Source organism: Kitasatospora sp. NPDC056731 (assembly GCF_040687675.1).
Classification (GTDB): Bacteria; Actinomycetota; Actinomycetes; order Streptomycetales; family Streptomycetaceae; genus Kitasatospora.
In genome coordinates this window covers 99,245-114,953 of record NZ_JBFBNR010000008.1, presented here as the reverse complement: position 1 = coordinate 114,953, position 15,709 = coordinate 99,245, and the positions used below count along the sequence as shown (strand labels likewise).

Genomic DNA, 15,709 nt, shown 5'->3' with positions numbered 1-15,709 from the left:
TGCGCCACGCCCTACGACGTCACCCCGCAGGTGCCGTGACCACGAGCGACGGCTCGGCCGGCGCGGGCCTCGGGTCGGTCCCGGGGCTGCTGCTGCCGGACTCCGGGCGCCGGGGCGCGCCGGAGGAGCCGCCCACGCCCTGGTAGATCGCCGCGACCGCGACGGCCACCAGGCTCACGCCCATGATCACGGCGAGCACCCAGGCCACCGGCCGGTGCCAGCGCTGCTGGGCCACGTACCGCCCGCGCCCGCGCCCCGGGTCGTAGCCGCGTCGGCGGCGGCCCGGGCGGCCGGTCGCCCGGCCGGGGCCCGACCAGGGATCGGGGTACAGGTGGTCGTCGTCCAGTCCGCTCGGGTGCGGGCGCAGCTCCAGCGGCAGCCCGTCCCCGGCGGTGACGTCATAGCCCCAGACCGGGCCCGCGGTGTCCGGCTCGAACCGGGCCTCGGCGGCGGCGAGCTGCCGCTCCTTGGCCGTCGGCTCGTGCACGGCGGCGGACCGGACGAAGGCCTCATCGAAGACCACGGTGGCGAACTCGTCGTCCGCACCACCGTGGTCGGCGCCGTCGGGGTACGGCGAGCCCCCCACATCGTCAGCCACGGATTCAGCGTATTACCGGGCGGCCGATTTGTCTGTGGCTCATCGCAGTTGGTCCGTCACACGTGTGACGCGGGCCGCTGCCGACCGCTCCGGGGCCCGGCCGGCCCGCCGCGCGGGCCGCGCTCAGCGCGCGTCCGCGTCCCCGCCCACGGTCTGCGTCGCCTCGCCGCGCACGTGCCCGTCACCAGTGACGATGTACTTGGTGCTGGTCAGCTCGGGCAGGCCCATCGGGCCGCGGGCGTGCAGCTTCTGGGTGGAGATGCCGATCTCCGCGCCGAAGCCGAACTCGGCGCCGTCGGTGAAGCGGGTGGAGGCGTTGACGGCCACCGTGGTCGAGTCGACCAACCGGGTGAAGCGCCGGGCAGCGGCCTGCGAGGTGGTGACGATCGCCTCGGTGTGGCCGGAGGACCAGCGGCGGATGTGCTCGACGGCGGCGTCCAGCGAGGGCACCACGGCCGCGGCCAGGTCGTAGGACAGGTACTCGGCGCCCCAGTCCTCGTCGGTGGCGGGCACCACGGTGGCGGCGCCGCCCTCGGCGGCCTTGAGCACCGCGTCGTCGCCGTGCACGGTCACCCCGGCCTCGGCGAGGGCGGCCAGCGCGAGCGGCAGGAAGGCGTCCGCGACGTCCTGGTGGACGAGCAGCGTCTCGGCCGCGTTGCAGACGCTGACCCGCTGCGCCTTGGAGTTCAGCAGGATGCCGACGGCCATCGCCAGGTCGGTCTGCGCGTCCACGTAGACGTGGCAGTTGCCGGTGCCGGTCTCGATCACGGGCACGGTCGAGCCCTCGACCACCGTGCGGATCAGCGAGGCCCCGCCGCGCGGGATCAGCACGTCGACCAGGCCGCGGGCGCGCATCAGCTCCTGGACAGAGTCCCGGCTCTCGCCCGGAACGAGCTGGACGGCGTCGGCGGGCAGCCCGGCGGCGGCGACCGCGTCCCGCAGGACGGCGACCAGCGCGGTGTTGGAGCGGTAGGCGGAGGCCGAGCCGCGCAGCAGCACGGCGTTGCCGGACTTGAGGCAGAGCGCGGCGGCGTCCACCGTGACGTTCGGCCGGGCCTCGTAGATGATGCCGACCACGCCGAGCGGCACCCGCACCTGGCGCACGTCCAGGCCGTTGGGCAGGGTGTAGCCGCGCAACACCTCGCCGACCGGGTCGGGCAGGCCGACGACGTCGCGCACGTCGGAGGCGATCGCGGCGATCCGCTCGTGGTCGAGGCTCAGCCGGTCGATCACCGACTCGGCGGTGCCGGCCTCACGGGCGCGGGCCACGTCCTCGGCGTTGGCGGCGGTGATCTCGGCGCTGCGGGCCACCAGGGCGTCCGCGATCGCCAGCAGCGCGGCGTCCTTCGCCTTGCGCGGCAGCGGGGCGAGCGCGGCGGCGGCCTCCCGGGCTCGGCGCGCTACGGCGAGGACGGGGCTGTCGGCGGTGGCGAGGTCGCTGGTCATGCGCCAAGGGTAGCGACTGCGCAGGGCCCGCCGAGCAGCCATTTCGTCTGGCGGGACGGCCCGATGAGACGGCCCGGCGAGACGGTTCTCCCCTTCGGCTCACCCGACTCCGGGCCGCACCCCGGGGGCCGCACCCCGGGGGCCGCACCCCGGGTGCGTCCCCCCTCAGTACGGGTGCACCCCGCCCAGGTGCGGCGGCGGATCGCCGAAGCCCTCCGCCACCCGCTTGTGGTACGTCGCCCGGTCGACCACCTCCAGGCCGACGATCTCCCACGGCGGCAGGTTCGCGGTGACCTTGTGCTCGCCCCACAGCCGCAGCGCGATCGCCGCCGCGTCGTGCAGGTCCCGGGCCTGCTCCCAGTACCGGATCTCGGCGTGGTCGGCGGCGTAGCGGGCGGTGAGGAAGAACGAGTGGTCGTACGCCAGCCGCTCCAACGAGACGCGCAGCGAGGACAGCGGGGTGACCTGCCCGGACACGCTCAGCACCACGTGCCAGAGCCTGGCCTGCTCGGGCACGGTGGGCGGCTCCCCCGGGTCCGCGTGCTGCGACCGCGGCCTGCGCGTCCCGCCGGGCCCCTGCGGCGGCGGACCGGCCGGCTCGGCGGGTCCGTCCCCGCGTCCGCCGTCGATGCTGGTCAGCCGCCGGCCCGCCGTCCCTGCGGTCAGCGTTGCCTCGCTTCTGCGTTCCACCGGCGGCCTCCTGTTCGGCGATGTCGTGTCGTCCCCCGCACCGGACCCGCCGGCCCGCGGCCGACCGGTACGGCTGCACCGCTCCTCGCCCGCGGCCGGGCCACTCCCCGTACGGAGCGGCCCGCCGACCGCGCTCAACCGATCGGCCGGTACCGGCACACCGGCCGGTCAGCCGCGCAGAACGACCAGGTCGTCGCGGTGGACGACCTCACGCTCGTACGCGGCGCCGAACTCCTGGGCCAGGTCGCGGGTGGACCGGCCGAGCAGGCGGGGCAACTCCCTCGCATCAAAGTTGACCAGTCCGCGAGCCACGATGTGGCCGTTTTCGGCAAGAAGGTCCACCGGATCACCCGCCGTGAACTCCCCGTCCACCTTGGTGACCCCGGCGGGCAGCAGCGAGGCGCCGCCGGAGACGACGGCCGTGACGGCGCCCGCGTCGAGGTGCAGGGCGCCGCGCGGGCTGCTCGCGTGGGCCAGCCAGAGCATCCGGTCGGAGGTGCGGCTGCCGGTACGCAGGAACAGGGTGCCGGTGCGCCGTCCGGCCAGCGCGTCGGCGGCCTGGCTGGCGGCGGTGAGCACCACCGGGATGCCCGCGCCGGTGGCGATCCGGGCCGCCTCGACCTTGGTGACCATGCCGCCGGTGCCGACGCCGGCCTTGCCCGCGCTGCCGATCTCGACGCCGTCGAGGTCGTGCGGGCCGCTCACCTGGTCGATCCGGCTGGTGCCGGGCCGGGCCGGGTCGCCGTCGTAGAGGCCGTCCACGTCGGAGAGCAGCACGAGCAGGTCGGCCCGGACCAGGTGGGCGACCAGCGCGGCCAGCCGGTCGTTGTCCCCGAACTTGATTTCGGCGGTGGCGACGGTGTCGTTCTCGTTGACGATCGGCATCGCGCCCATCGCCAGCAGCTGGTCGAGGGTGCGGTAGGCGTTGCGGTAGTGGGCGCGCCGGCTGGCGTCCTCGGCGGTGAGCAGCACCTGGCCGACCCGGATGCCGTACCGGGCGAAGGAGGCGGTGTAGCGGGCGACCAGCAGGCCCTGGCCGACGCTGGCGGCGGCCTGCTGGCGGGCCAGGTCCTTGGGCCGCTGGTCCAGGCCGAGCGGGGCCAGGCCGGCGGCGATGGCGCCGGAGGAGACGAGGACGACCTCTGGCGCGTCCGGGCGGCTGCGCACCTTGGCCAGCGCGTCCACCAGGGCGTCGACCCGGTCGGCGTCCAGGCCGCCGGCCGCCGTGGTGAGGGAGGAGGAGCCGACCTTGACGACGATCCGCCGGGCGGTCAGCACCTCCTCGCGCAGTGAGTCCTCGCTCATCTCGCTGTACGCCCTTCCGGTGTGGTGCGGGTGCGGCGGGCCGGGCCCGGCCGTCACCCCCGAAATCTACGCGATCCGCGCAGGTCGCCCGCAGGGTGTTTCACCGGCTGGACCGGCGCCGCCACGGCCGGGCCGCCGGTCCGGACGGCCGACACGGCCCGGCCGACCCGCTGAAGCCCCGGGCCTCCCGAGCGAAGTGACGCTCCGTCAGTTCCGGACGGGGGCCGGACACGCGAACGGCCCCCACCGCCCCGGAGGGTGGTGGGGGCCGTTCGCCCGGGCCGGCTCAGGACGCGTCCCGGCCGGCCGGGTCACTCCTCGTCGTCGCCCTCGTCGATGGCGGCCGGGCGGGTGCTGGAGAGCGCCTCGAAGGCGAGGAACTCGGCCTCGGCCGCGTCCCGGCCCTTCTGCTTCTCGCGGCGGCGGTCGACCGCCGGGCGCGGGCTCTCCAGGCGGTGGTCCTCACCGCGGCGGCCGAGCATCTCGGCGCCGGCGGCCATGGTCGGCTCCCAGTCGAAGACGACGGCGTTCTCGTCCGGGCCGATGATGACGGTGTCGCCCTCGTGCGCCCCGACCTTCCACAGCTTGTCCTCGACGCCGAGGCGGGCCAGCCGGTCGGCGAGGTAGCCGACGGCCTCGTCGTTGGAGAAGTCGGTCTGGCGGACCCAGCGCTCCGGCTTGGTGCCGCGGATGCGGTAGGCGCCGTCCTCCTCGGTGATGGTGAAGCCCTCGTCGTCCACGGCCTTGGGCCGCAGCACGATCCGGGTCGACTCCTCGACCGGCTTGGCGGCGCGCGCCTCGGCGACGATCTGCGCCAGCGCGAAGTTCAGCTCGCGCAGGCCCTTGCGGGAGGCGGCGGAGACCTCGAACACCTGGTAGCCGCGCTCCTCCAGGGACTCCCGGGTGAGGTCGGCGATGTCCTGGCCGTCCGGCACGTCCACCTTGTTGAGGGCGACCAGGCGCGGGCGCTCCTCCAGACCGCCGTACTCGGCCAGCTCGGCCTCGATGGTCTCCAGGTCGGTCAGCGGGTCGCGGCCTGGCTCCAGGGTGGCGCAGTCCAGCACGTGCACCAGCACCGAGCAGCGCTCGACGTGCCGCAGGAACTCCAGGCCCAGGCCGCGGCCCTGGCTGGCGCCGGGGATCAGGCCGGGCACGTCGGCGATGGTGTACACGGTGTCGCCGGCGGTGACCACGCCGAGGTTGGGGATCAGGGTGGTGAACGGGTAGTCCGCGATCTTCGGCTTGGCCGCCGAGAGCACCGAGATCAGCGAGGACTTGCCGGCGCTCGGGTAGCCCACCAGGGCCACGTCGGCGACGGACTTGAGCTCCATCACGATGTCGCGGGCCTCGCCGGGCTCGCCGAGCAGCGCGAAGCCGGGCGCCTTGCGGCGGGCCGAGGACAGCGCGGAGTTGCCGAGGCCGCCGCGGCCGCCCTGGGCGGCGACGAAGCTGGTGCCGTGCCCGACCAGGTCGGCCAGCACCTCGCCGTTGCGGTCCAGCACCACGGTGCCGTCCGGCACCAGCAGGACGAGGTCGCCGCCGTCCGCGCCGGTGCGGTGGCCGCCCGCGCCGGGCTTGCCGTTGGTGGCCTTGCGCTTGGGCGAGTGGTGGTACTCCAGCAGGGTGGTGACCTGGGCGTCGACGGTGAGGATGACGCTGCCGCCCTCGCCGCCGTTGCCGCCGTCGGGGCCGCCGAGCGGCTTGAACTTCTCCCGGTGCACGGAGGCGCAGCCGTGGCCCCCGTTACCCGCGGCGACGTGAAGTTCGACGCGGTCCACGAAGGTGGTCATGGTGTGCCTCCAGTGTGCGAAAGTCTGCTGCTACCTGCGTAAAGCATGAAGGGTGGACCGGAACATTCCGGCCCACCCTTCACTGTGAGTCTGGTGTGACTCAGGCCTCGACGGCCACGATGTTGACGACCTTGCGGCCGCGGCGGGTGCCGAACTGCACGGCACCGGCGGTCAGCGCGAACAGGGTGTCGTCGCCACCGCGACCGACGCCCGCACCCGGGTGGAAGTGGGTGCCGCGCTGACGCACGAGGATCTCGCCGGCGGAGACGACCTGGCCGCCGAAGCGCTTCACGCCGAGGCGCTGGGCGTTCGAGTCACGGCCGTTACGGGTAGAGCTTGCGCCCTTCTTGTGTGCCATATCTCGCTATCCCCTTACTTGCTGACCGAGTCGATGCTGGTGATGCGCACCGCGGTGTGCTTCTGACGGTGACCCTGGCGACGGCGGTAGCCGGTCTTGTTCTTGTAGCGCAGGATGATGATCTTGTCACCCTTGGTCTGGTCGACGACCTCGGCGTGGGTCTTCACACCGGCCAGGACCCACGGGTCGGACGTGACGGCTTCGCCGTCGACGATCAGGATGGTCGAGAGCTCGACCGAGTCACCCGGCTTGGCCTCGATACGGTCGATCTCCAGCACGTCGCCGACGGCGACCTTGTGCTGGCGGCCGCCTGCGCGAACGATCGCGTACATGCGGTACCTGCTTTCCTTACTCGGTCGGAACTCCCGACGCCAGCCGCCTGGGTACGGACACAGGGGCCTCTCCCCGCCCGCTGCCGCGCGAACGCGGCGCTTCGGGAAGGTGATGTGCTCGGGAGCGTGTGGCGTAGACACGCCGAGGGTCAAGAATACGGACCGGCCGCCCGGGGGGCAAACCGGCCCGTACGGCCCGGGGCGGGAAGGGTCCCGCCCCGGGCGCGTGGGCACTACTCGGCCGCCGTATCACCTTCGGCGGCCGCCGCCTTCTTGGCCGCCGCGCTCGTCCGCTTGGTCGCGGTCTTGCGGGCGGTGGTCTTCTTGGCCGCCGTGGTCGTCTTCTTGGCGGCGGTCTTCTTCGCGGCGGTCTTGCGGGCGGCCCGCTTCTTGGGCGCCGGAGCCTCCTCCGCGGACGGCTCCTCGGCCTCGGCCTCGGTGGCCGGGGCCTCCTCCACGGGCGCCTCGACGACGGCCTCCGCGGTCTCGACGGCCGGGGTCTCCTCCGCGGGCGCCTCGGCGACGGCCTCCACGGCCTCGACGGCCTCGGGGGTCACCACGGCCGGGGCGGCCGGGGTGGCAGCCTCCAGGGCCGCCTCCAGCGCCGCGTCGGCCCGCGCCTGGAGCACCACGATCTCGGCCTCGCCCGGCGCCCCGGCCGGAGCCGTCGCCTTGCGGACCGCGCGGCGACGGGTACGGCCGGCCGGAGCCGCCGCGGCGGCGGGGATCTCGACCAGGTCCGGCTGGGCGGCCGGGGCCTCCTCGACGGCCTCCGCCTCGACGCCCGGGACCTCCAGGGCCAGCTGGCCCTCGATCTCCTCGCGCACCGGCTCGCCCTCGACGACCACCTCGGCCACCGCGGCCTCGACGGCCTGCGGCTCCTCGGCGGCCGCCCCGCCCTTGCCCCGGCGACGGCGCTTGCTGCTGCCCGCGGCCGCCTCGGCCGACACGGCCGGGGTGTGGACGTGGGCGCTCGGCTGCTCCATGTGAACGATCACGCCGCGGCCGTTGCAGTGCACGCACGGCTCGGAGAAGGACTCCAGCAGGCCCTGGCCGACCCGCTTGCGGGTCATCTGGACCAGGCCCAGCGAGGTGACCTCGGCCACCTGGTGCTTGGTCCGGTCCCGGCCCAGGCACTCCAGCAGGCGGCGCAGCACCAGGTCCCGGTTGGACTCCAGCACCATGTCGATGAAGTCGATCACGATGATGCCGCCGAGGTCGCGCAGCCGCAGCTGGCGCACGATCTCCTCGGCCGCCTCGATGTTGTTGCGGGTGACCGTCTCCTCCAGGTTGCCGCCCTGGCCGACGAACTTCCCGGTGTTGACGTCGATGACGACCATCGCCTCGGTGCGGTCGATCACCAGCGAACCGCCGCTGGGCAGCCAGACCTTGCGGTCCAGCGCCTTCATCAGCTGCTCGTCGATCCGGTAGGTGGCGAACACGTCCACCTCGGAGGTCCACCGCTGGAGCCGCCCGGCGAGGTCCGGGGCCACGTTGGAGACGTAGTCGTGGATGGTGCTCCACGCCTCGTCGCCGGAGACGATGACCTTGGTGAAGTCCTCGTTGAAGATGTCGCGGACGACCCGGACGGTCATGTCCGGCTCGCCGTACAGCAGCGCGGGGGCGTTGCCGGTCGCGGCCTTCTTCTGGATGTCCTCCCACTGCTGCTGCAGCCGCTGGACGTCGCGGGTCAGCTCCTCCTCGGAGGCGCCCTCGGCGGCGGTGCGCACGATGACGCCCGCGTCGTCCGGGACGATCTTCTTGAGGATCTGCTTCAGGCGGGCGCGCTCGTTCTCGGGGAGCTTGCGCGAGATGCCGGTCATCGAGCCCTCGGGCACGTAGACCAGGTAGCGGCCGGGCAGCGAGATCTGGCTGGTCAGGCGGGCGCCCTTGTGGCCGATCGGGTCCTTGGAGACCTGCACCAGCACGGACTGGCCGGACTTCAGCACCGACTCGATCCGGCGCGGGCCACCGTGGCCCAGCGCACCGAAGTTGACCTCGCCGGCGTACAGCACGGCGTTGCGGCCCTTGCCGATGTCGACGAAGGCCGCCTCCATCGACGGCAGCACGTTCTGGACCTTGCCCAGGTAGACGTTGCCGACGTACGAGGTGGCCTGCTCCTTGTTGACGTAGTGCTCGACCAGCACGCCGTCCTCGAGGACGCCGATCTGGGTCCGCTGGCCGTTCTGGCGCACCACCATGACGCGCTCGACCGACTCGCGGCGGGCCAGGAACTCGGCCTCGGTGATGATCGGCACCCGGCGGCGGCCCAGCTCGCGGCCCTCGCGGCGACGCTGCTTCTTCGCCTCCAGACGGGTCGAGCCCTTGATGGACTGCACCTCGTCCGGGTCGAAGGACGGCTCGGTGGAACGGCGGCGCGGCTCGCGCACCTTCACCACCGTGCGGACCCCGTCCTCGGTGGTCTCGGCGGTCTCGACGGCACCGGCCTCACCGCTGCGGCGGCGACGACGGCGACGACGGCGGGACGAGGACAGGCCGGCGGCCAGGTCGTCATCGTCCTCGACGTCCTCCTCGACGTCCGCGGCCGGCTCCTCGACGACGGGCTGCCCGGTCTCGACGGCCTCGGCCTCGAACTCCTCGGCCTCGCCACGGCGACGACGGCGGCCGCCCCGACGGCGACGGCGCGACGGACGGTCGTCCTCCCACTCGCCCTCGGTCTCCGGACCGGCGACGGGGGCCTCGACGACGGGCGCCTCGACCGGCACCTCGACGACCCGCTCGACCGGCTTCGCCTTCTCGGCGGCCTTCGCCCTCTCGACGGCCTTGGCCTTCTCGGCCTTCTCCGCCCTCTCGGCCCGCTCAGCCCGCTCGGCCCGCTCGGCGGCCTTCCGCTCGGCGGCCTTCGAACGGCTCGGCGGCTGCACCCGCACCGAGGTGCGCACCCGGCGGCGGCGGCCGACGCCGCTGTACTCGAACTCGTCCTCCTCGCGCTGCGCGGCGGCCGGGGCCTCGACCGGCGCCGGGGCGGCAGCGGCGGGCTGCTGCTGCGCCTGCGGCTGCACGGCGGGAGCCGGGGTGGCGGCCGGGGCGGCGGCGGGCTCCTGGAACACCGGAGCCTGGAAGATCGCGGTGGACGGGCGGACCGCACGGCGGCGCACCCGGTGGGTCGGCTCGGCGGCCGGCGCGGGCTGGACGGCCACGGCCTCCTCGGCCGGCTCCTCCTCGACGGGCTCCTCCGCGGCGGCGGGCTCCTCGACCGGGGTCTCGACGACCGGCGCGGCCTCGACCACGCGGCGGCGACGGGCCCGGCGGGCCGGAGCGGCGGGGGCCTCCTCGGCAGCCGGCTCGGCGGCGGGGGCCTCGGCCACCGGGGCGGCGGCAGTAGGCTCCTCGGCCGGGGTCTCGGCGGCGGCCGGCGCCCCGGCGGGCGCCTCGGCGCGCTTGCGGGTGCGGCGGGCCCGGGCGGGCTTCTCCGCCTTCTCGTCCTTCTCGGCGGCCGGCTCAGCGGCCTTCTCGACCGGCTTCGCGGCCGCCTTCGCGCTTGTCTTCGCCGTCTTCTCGGCGGCGGGCGCCTCGGCGGCGGCCGGCTCGGTGACCACGACCGGGGTCGCCTCCGGCGTCCCGGCCGGAGCCTCGGCGCGCTTGCGGGTCCGGCGGGCCCGGACCGGCTTCTCGGCCACCGGCTCGGCGGCCGGTGCGGCCTGTGCCTCGGCGGCGGGCGCCTCGGCCTGGACGACCGTCTCGGCCGTCTCGGCGGCCGCACCCTGCGGGGTGCCCGCCGGGCGGGACACCGCACGGCGACGGCGGCGCGGCGGCGCCGCGGAGGTGCCCTCGCCGCCGGTCGGGGCGGTCTCGTTCTGTTCCGTCGCCGCGTTCTGCTGCGGATCGGTGTTATCGAGCATGCGGGTGGATCTCCCGTCAGGCCCCCGGGCTCCACATCCGGGCACGGCACGGCACCCGTGGCCGGCCGGCATCGCGAGGATGCTCGGGCCGGACCCTTTCACGGTGCCGCCGCGCGGACGCGAGGCCGCACAGGGGCTCGTAGTCTCGCTCGGCGCCCCGCCGCACGGCGGGGTGTCGAAAGTCTTCTGGTCTGACCAGTCTTCTGAGGTTTTCCCAAGCTGTGCCGTTCCCCAACCCCGGGTGGCTCCCGGACGGGGTTCCCGGGCCCACCGACCGTCCTGGTCGGCGGGCCTCAGGTGGCCGGCCTGTGCTGCGACGACGCTCGCTCCCCTGGGGAGCCGCGGGAACCTGGAGGACCGTCGGGCCCAGTGAGGCACTGGACCCGGCCTCCGCCCGTCAGGCGGACGCGGCCCCGCGCACCCCGGCGGCTGTCAGCCGGCCGGGGCCGCGGCGCGGTCGAGCGCCAGCGGGTCGGTCACCGTGCCGGACTCCTCGTCGAGCGGCCCCTGCGCCAGCCTGGTCACCTCTGCGGGGACCGGCGGCGCCAGGTCGGCCGTCACACGGAGACCGGACAATACGTCGTCGGGTCGTACGGCTGGTGTGGCGTGTCGTACTACCAGGCGCAGTATCGCACAGGGACGGCCGGTCCGAACATCGCGGTCCGCTTCGGCCGCCGTGTCCGCACCGTCGACGACCTGCGGCGCGGCGATCTCGAGCGCCGCCACCGGACCGCGCGCGTCGAAGACCCGCACGCCGTTCTTGGTCACGCGTTCGACCTCGACCCGCTCGGCGGCGAGGAACACCGCGACCGCGCGGGCGGCCTCCTGAGGCTCGACGCCGTCCAGCCGGACCAGCCACTCGGAGGCCTCCAGGCGCTCCACGAAGTTCGGCGTCCGGACCTCGACCGCGTCGATCACGTCCAGTCCAGTCGGCAGCGACTCGTCCAGCTGTGCCCGCAGTTCCTCCGGGTCACGGAGGGCGGCCAGGCCGATCTCCAGGTACTCCGCCTCGCTCGCCACCCCGGTCGGGGCCGCGTTGGCGTAGGACACCTTCGGGTGCGGGGTGAAGCCGGCCGAATAGGCCATCGGCACGGAGGACCGGCGCAGGGCGCGCTCGAAAGCGCGCTGGAAGTCGCGGTGGCTGGTGAAGCGGAGCCGGCCGCGCTTGGTGTAGCGGAGACGGATCCGCTGCACCGTCGGCGCGGGCGGAGGACCGTCGGGCGTACGGCGTGCCAGGGTCGCTCAGTCCTTAGTCAGTTGTCCCCGTCCGGCGCGACGGCTGCCGCCGCTGTCCGGACTCTGTCACCTCAAAGGGTACGCGCCCCGCCACCCCCCTCGTCCCGCCCCTGGTCAGCCGCGCCCCGACGCCCCCGGCCGTCGTCCGCCCGGCGAACGCGTGGAGCCCTCCCCGATTCCCGGGGAGGGCTCCATCCGTCACTTCGAGCACGTCACGCGGCCCGGACCCACCCGATCCGCGCTATCCGTACCACCCGCACCATCAACTAGCCCTGCGGGGCAGCCCCGTTGACCACGGCCAGCGGCAGCAGCTTCTTCCCGGTGGGACCGATCTGGATCTTGAGATCCATCTGCGGGCACACGCCGCAATCGAAGCACGGGGTCCAACGGCAGTCGTCGACCTCGACCTCCTCCAGGGCGTCCTGCCAGTCCTCCCAGAGCCAGTCCTTGTCGAGGCCGCTGTCCAGGTGGTCCCAGGGCAGCACCTCCTCGTAGGTGCGCTCGCGGGTGGTGTACCAGTCGACGTCGACGCCGGTGCCGGCCAGGCCCTTCTCGGCGGAGGCCATCCAGCGGTCGTAGGAGAAGTGCTCGCGCCAGCCGTCGAAGCGGCCGCCGTCCTCGTAGACGGCGCGGATGACGGCGCCGATGCGGCGGTCGCCGCGGGACAGCAGGCCCTCGACGATGCCGGGCTTGCCGTCGTGGTAGCGGTAGCCGATGTTCTTGCCGTACTTGCGGTCGCCGCGGATCGAGTCACGCAACTTGGCCAGCCGGGCGTCGGTCGCCTCGGCGGACAGCTGCGGGGCCCACTGGAACGGGGTGTGCGGCTTGGGCACGAACCCGCCGATGGAGACGGTGCAGCGGATGTCGTTCTGGCCGGTGACCTCGCGGCCCTTCTGGATGACGTTCTTCGCCATCGCGCCGATCTGGAGCACGTCCTCGTCGGTCTCGGTGGGCAGGCCGCACATGAAGTACAGCTTCACCTGGCGCCAGCCGTTGCCGTAGGCGGTGGCGACGGTGCGGATCAGGTCCTCCTCCGACACCATCTTGTTGATCACCTTGCGCATGCGCTCGCTGCCGCCCTCGGGGGCGAAGGTGAGGCCCGAGCGACGGCCGTTGCGGGACAGCTCGTTGGCGAGGTCGATGTTGAAGGCGTCGACGCGGGTGGACGGCAGCGACAGGCCGATCTTGTCGTCGCTGTAGCGGTCGGCCAGGCCCTTGGCGATGTCCCCGATCTCGGTGTGGTCGGCGCTGGACAGCGACAGCAGGCCCACCTCCTCGAAACCGGTCGCCTTCAGCCCGCGCTCCACCATCTCGCCGATGCCGGTGATGCTTCGCTCCCGCACGGGGCGCGTGATCATGCCGGCCTGGCAGAAGCGGCAGCCGCGGGTGCAGCCGCGGAAGATCTCCACGGACATCCGCTCGTGCACGGTCTCCGCGAGCGGGACGAGCGGCTGCTTCGGGTAGGGCCACTCGTCGAGGTCCATCACGGTGTGCTTGGACACCCGCCACGGCACGCCCGGGGCGTTCGGCACGACGCGGCCGATCCGGCCGTCGGCCAGGTACTCCACGTCGTAGAACTTCGGCACGTACACCCCGCCGGTACGGGCGAGGCGCAGCAGCAGCTCGTCGCGTCCGCCCGGGCGGCCCTCGGCCTTCCAGCCGCGGACGAGCTCGGTGATGTCGAGCACGGCCTGCTCGCCGTCGCCGACCACCGCGCAGTCGATGAAGTCCGCGATCGGCTCGGGGTTGAACGCGGCGTGGCCGCCGGCCAGGACGATCGGGTCCTCGTCGGTGCGGTCCTTGGCCTCCAGCGGGATGCCGGCCAGGTCGAGCGCGGTGAGCATGTTGGTGTAGCCGAGCTCGGTGGAGAACGACAGGCCGAACACGTCGAAGGCCTTCACCGGGCGGTGCGCGTCCACGGTGAACTGCGGGACGTCGTGCTCGCGCATCAGCGCTTCGAGGTCCGGCCAGACGCTGTAGGTGCGCTCGGCGAGCACGCCCTCGCGCTCGTTGAGCACCTCGTAGAGGATCATGACGCCCTGGTTGGGCAGGCCGACCTCGTAGGCGTCGGGGTACATCAGCGCCCAGTGGACGTCGCAGGCGTCCCAGTCCTTGACGGTCGAGTTGAGCTCGCCGCCGACGTACTGGATCGGCTTCTGGACGTGCGGGAGGAGGGCCTCCAGGCGTGGGAAGACCGATTCGACAGTCATGTACTAGGAACCCTTACGACGTGATTCGGTGCCGCGCGCATCGGCAGGCGACGGCGGGGAGGGGTGACCCTCAAGGGTAGCCCAATCCGGGGAAAGGCCCGCTGGCTCACCCCCGGGCTCACCCCCCGCCCGGGCCGGGCACCCGCCCGCGCTCCGGCGCGGCCGCCCCGGTCCGGCCCGCCCCGGCACGCGCAGTGCGCGCCCGCCGCCCGGCGCCGTCCGCCGTTGACATGCTCGGACCACTCATGCGGTACTGACAGGGCCCCGCCAGAGACCTCTGCACCCCTTCCGGACAAGGGAGTTGGGCCGTACGCTCAACCCCCTCGCCGACTCCCCCCGGCGACCCGTCCCCGGCGCGCAGGGCCCCGCCCCCGGCCCCGCAGGCCGCGTCCGTCGGCGCCCCCGCGCGCCCCGGCGGCCCGACGGCCCGACGAGCCGGGCGGCCGCGCGAACACACCCCAGGGGACACGCCCTAGGAGAGCCATGACCGACACCGACCGGCGGGTCCGCCCGCCCCGGCCCCTCGGCAGCCGGGCGGCCCGCTACCCCGCGCCGGCCCAGGCCGAGGCCGCGGCCCGGCGGCTCGCGCTGCGCCACCCGGAGCGGTGCCGGCTGCGCGAGGTGGGCCGCTCGCGGGCCGGGCGCCCGCTGCTGCTGCTGTCCGTCGACCGGGGCCCGCGCGCGGTGCTGGTCGTCGGCGGCCCGCACCCCAACGAGCCGATCGGCACGGCCGGCGCCCTGCGGCTGGCCGAGGTGCTGCTGGCGCGCCCCACCCGGCCCGGCCTGTCCTGGCACCTGCTGCTCTGCCTGGACCCGGACGGCGCCGCGCTCAACGCGGGCTGGCTGGACGGGCCGCTCACCATGCGCCGGCACTACGAGCACTTCTTCCGCCCCTCGTTCGAGGAGCAGCCCGAACTGCTGCCGGCCGCCGACGCGGGCCGGCCCCCGATGCCGGAGAGCCTGGCGCTGACCGGCCTGATCGACGAGCTGCGCCCGTTCCTGCAGTGCTCGATGCACGGGGTGGACTTCGGCGGCGCCTTCATCCAGCTGACCGCTCCGGTGCCCGGGCTGCCCGAACTCTTCGCCTCCTCGGTGCGCCGGGCCGGCATCCCGCTGGACGTCGACCCCTTCGACGCGGTCGGCTGGGCCAGCCCCTTCCCCGGCACCTATCTGATGCCCTCGGCGGACGGCGCCGGCCGGTCACGGGCGCTGCCGGACGAGCCGGAGCTGTCCACCTGGTCGTACGCCGGCCGCCACGGCGGGGTGACGGCCGTGCTGGAGGTGCCGATGTGGGCCGTGGACGCGGTCGGCGACGGCCGTCCGCACCCGGCGGCGGACCGGGCGGTCGGCGCCGCGGCCCGGACGCTGCGCGAGCGCGCCGAGGAGCTCTCCGGGCTGCTGGCCCACGTGCCCGCGCACACCCGGGCGGCGCACGGCGCACTGGTGCGCGCGGCCGGGTTCACCCTGGAGTTCTGCCCGTCGGTGGCCCAGGAGTGGCTGGCCCGCTGGTGCGCCGAGCCGCTCACGGTGTCCCGGGTGACCACCGCCGGGATCGTCGCGGCCCGGATCCCGCTGCGGGTGGCGTCGACGGTGCTGCGGCTGCTGGCGGACACCGGCGGTCCGACCGTGGCGGCGGCCCGCGGCCGGGCCCGCGACATCGTCACCGAGAGCCTGGGCCAGCTGCACCACCGCTTCGGCGCCCGCTGGGTGCCGGTCCAGGAGCAGCTGGCCCACCAGGTCCGCGCGGCGCTCACCGCCGCCGACTGCCTGCTCTGACCGGGGCCGCGGCCCGCCGCAACCGGGCAACAACTACCCACCCACAGCGCCCAGTTGAAAAACACCAAGGGCCGACCCGAGAAATTCCCGGGCCGGCCCTCGACC

General features: G+C 74.3%; 11 protein-coding genes. 1 reads left to right on the top strand and 10 read right to left on the bottom strand.

The genetic code is table 11. The features are described from left to right. Window positions 1-19: 19 nt before the first annotated feature. From AB0R04_RS10595 to AB0R04_RS10550, 10 genes are all read right to left on the bottom strand, one after another. On the bottom strand, window positions 20-598 hold the full coding sequence (locus AB0R04_RS10595; protein WP_063347549.1) for a hypothetical protein: 579 nt from the start codon (window positions 596-598) through the stop codon (window positions 20-22). A 123-nt stretch (window positions 599-721) separates the two neighbouring features. Beyond that, entirely contained in the window at window positions 722-2,044 is a 1,323-nt protein-coding gene (locus AB0R04_RS10590; protein WP_363369894.1) for a glutamate-5-semialdehyde dehydrogenase, read from the bottom strand. 165 nt (window positions 2,045-2,209) lie between these two features. Further along, window positions 2,210-2,734 carry a hypothetical protein gene (locus AB0R04_RS10585; protein ID WP_363369892.1) on the bottom strand — a complete coding sequence of 175 codons (525 nt, stop codon included), beginning with the start codon at window positions 2,732-2,734 and terminating at the stop codon, window positions 2,210-2,212. Window positions 2,735-2,902: 168 nt separating this feature from the next. Then, window positions 2,903-4,039, bottom strand: a complete 1,137-nt coding sequence (gene proB / locus AB0R04_RS10580; RefSeq protein WP_063347552.1) for a glutamate 5-kinase — start codon at window positions 4,037-4,039, stop codon at window positions 2,903-2,905. A 311-nt stretch (window positions 4,040-4,350) separates the two neighbouring features. Further along, on the bottom strand, window positions 4,351-5,829 hold the full coding sequence (obgE, locus tag AB0R04_RS10575) for a GTPase ObgE (RefSeq protein ID WP_063347553.1): 1,479 nt from the start codon (window positions 5,827-5,829) through the stop codon (window positions 4,351-4,353). Between the two features lie 100 nt (window positions 5,830-5,929). After that, window positions 5,930-6,187, bottom strand: a complete 258-nt coding sequence (gene rpmA / locus AB0R04_RS10570; RefSeq protein WP_030309712.1) for a 50S ribosomal protein L27 — start codon at window positions 6,185-6,187, stop codon at window positions 5,930-5,932. Window positions 6,188-6,201: 14 nt separating this feature from the next. Next, a complete protein-coding gene (gene rplU / locus AB0R04_RS10565; protein ID WP_063347554.1) occupies window positions 6,202-6,519 on the bottom strand; it encodes a 50S ribosomal protein L21 in 318 nt (105 codons plus the stop codon). Window positions 6,520-6,752: 233 nt separating this feature from the next. Continuing rightward, the gene (locus tag AB0R04_RS10560; RefSeq protein WP_363369889.1) at window positions 6,753-10,382 is read right to left on the bottom strand and encodes an Rne/Rng family ribonuclease; all 3,630 of its coding nucleotides are present in this window, start codon (window positions 10,380-10,382) and stop codon (window positions 6,753-6,755) included. 432 nt (window positions 10,383-10,814) lie between these two features. Then, entirely contained in the window at window positions 10,815-11,576 is a 762-nt protein-coding gene (locus AB0R04_RS10555) for a TIGR03936 family radical SAM-associated protein (protein ID WP_063347556.1), read from the bottom strand. A gap of 308 nt (window positions 11,577-11,884) precedes the next feature. Next, complete coding sequence (locus AB0R04_RS10550; RefSeq protein ID WP_063347557.1) at window positions 11,885-13,828, bottom strand: TIGR03960 family B12-binding radical SAM protein; 1,944 nt, start codon at window positions 13,826-13,828, stop codon at window positions 11,885-11,887. Window positions 13,829-14,311: 483 nt separating this feature from the next. Between AB0R04_RS10550 and AB0R04_RS10545 the strand changes: the two genes are divergently transcribed. Further along, window positions 14,312-15,604, top strand: coding sequence for a M14 family zinc carboxypeptidase (locus tag AB0R04_RS10545; RefSeq protein ID WP_363369886.1), 1,293 nt, complete (start codon window positions 14,312-14,314; stop codon window positions 15,602-15,604). The last annotated feature ends 105 nt before the right edge of the window (window positions 15,605-15,709 follow it).

Coding starts and splice junctions, on each gene's coding strand:
- AB0R04_RS10590 (WP_363369894.1), bottom strand. CDS start 2,044: ATGACCAGCGACCTCGCCACCGCCGACAGCCCCGTCCTCGCCGTAGCG.
- proB (WP_063347552.1), bottom strand. CDS start 4,039: ATGAGCGAGGACTCACTGCGCGAGGAGGTGCTGACCGCCCGGCGGATC.
- obgE (WP_063347553.1), bottom strand. CDS start 5,829: ATGACCACCTTCGTGGACCGCGTCGAACTTCACGTCGCCGCGGGTAAC.
- rpmA (WP_030309712.1), bottom strand. CDS start 6,187: ATGGCACACAAGAAGGGCGCAAGCTCTACCCGTAACGGCCGTGACTCG.
- rplU (WP_063347554.1), bottom strand. CDS start 6,519: ATGTACGCGATCGTTCGCGCAGGCGGCCGCCAGCACAAGGTCGCCGTC.
- AB0R04_RS10560 (WP_363369889.1), bottom strand. CDS start 10,382: ATGCTCGATAACACCGATCCGCAGCAGAACGCGGCGACGGAACAGAAC.
- AB0R04_RS10550 (WP_063347557.1), bottom strand. CDS start 13,828: ATGACTGTCGAATCGGTCTTCCCACGCCTGGAGGCCCTCCTCCCGCAC.
- AB0R04_RS10545 (WP_363369886.1), top strand. CDS start 14,312: ATGACCGACACCGACCGGCGGGTCCGCCCGCCCCGGCCCCTCGGCAGC.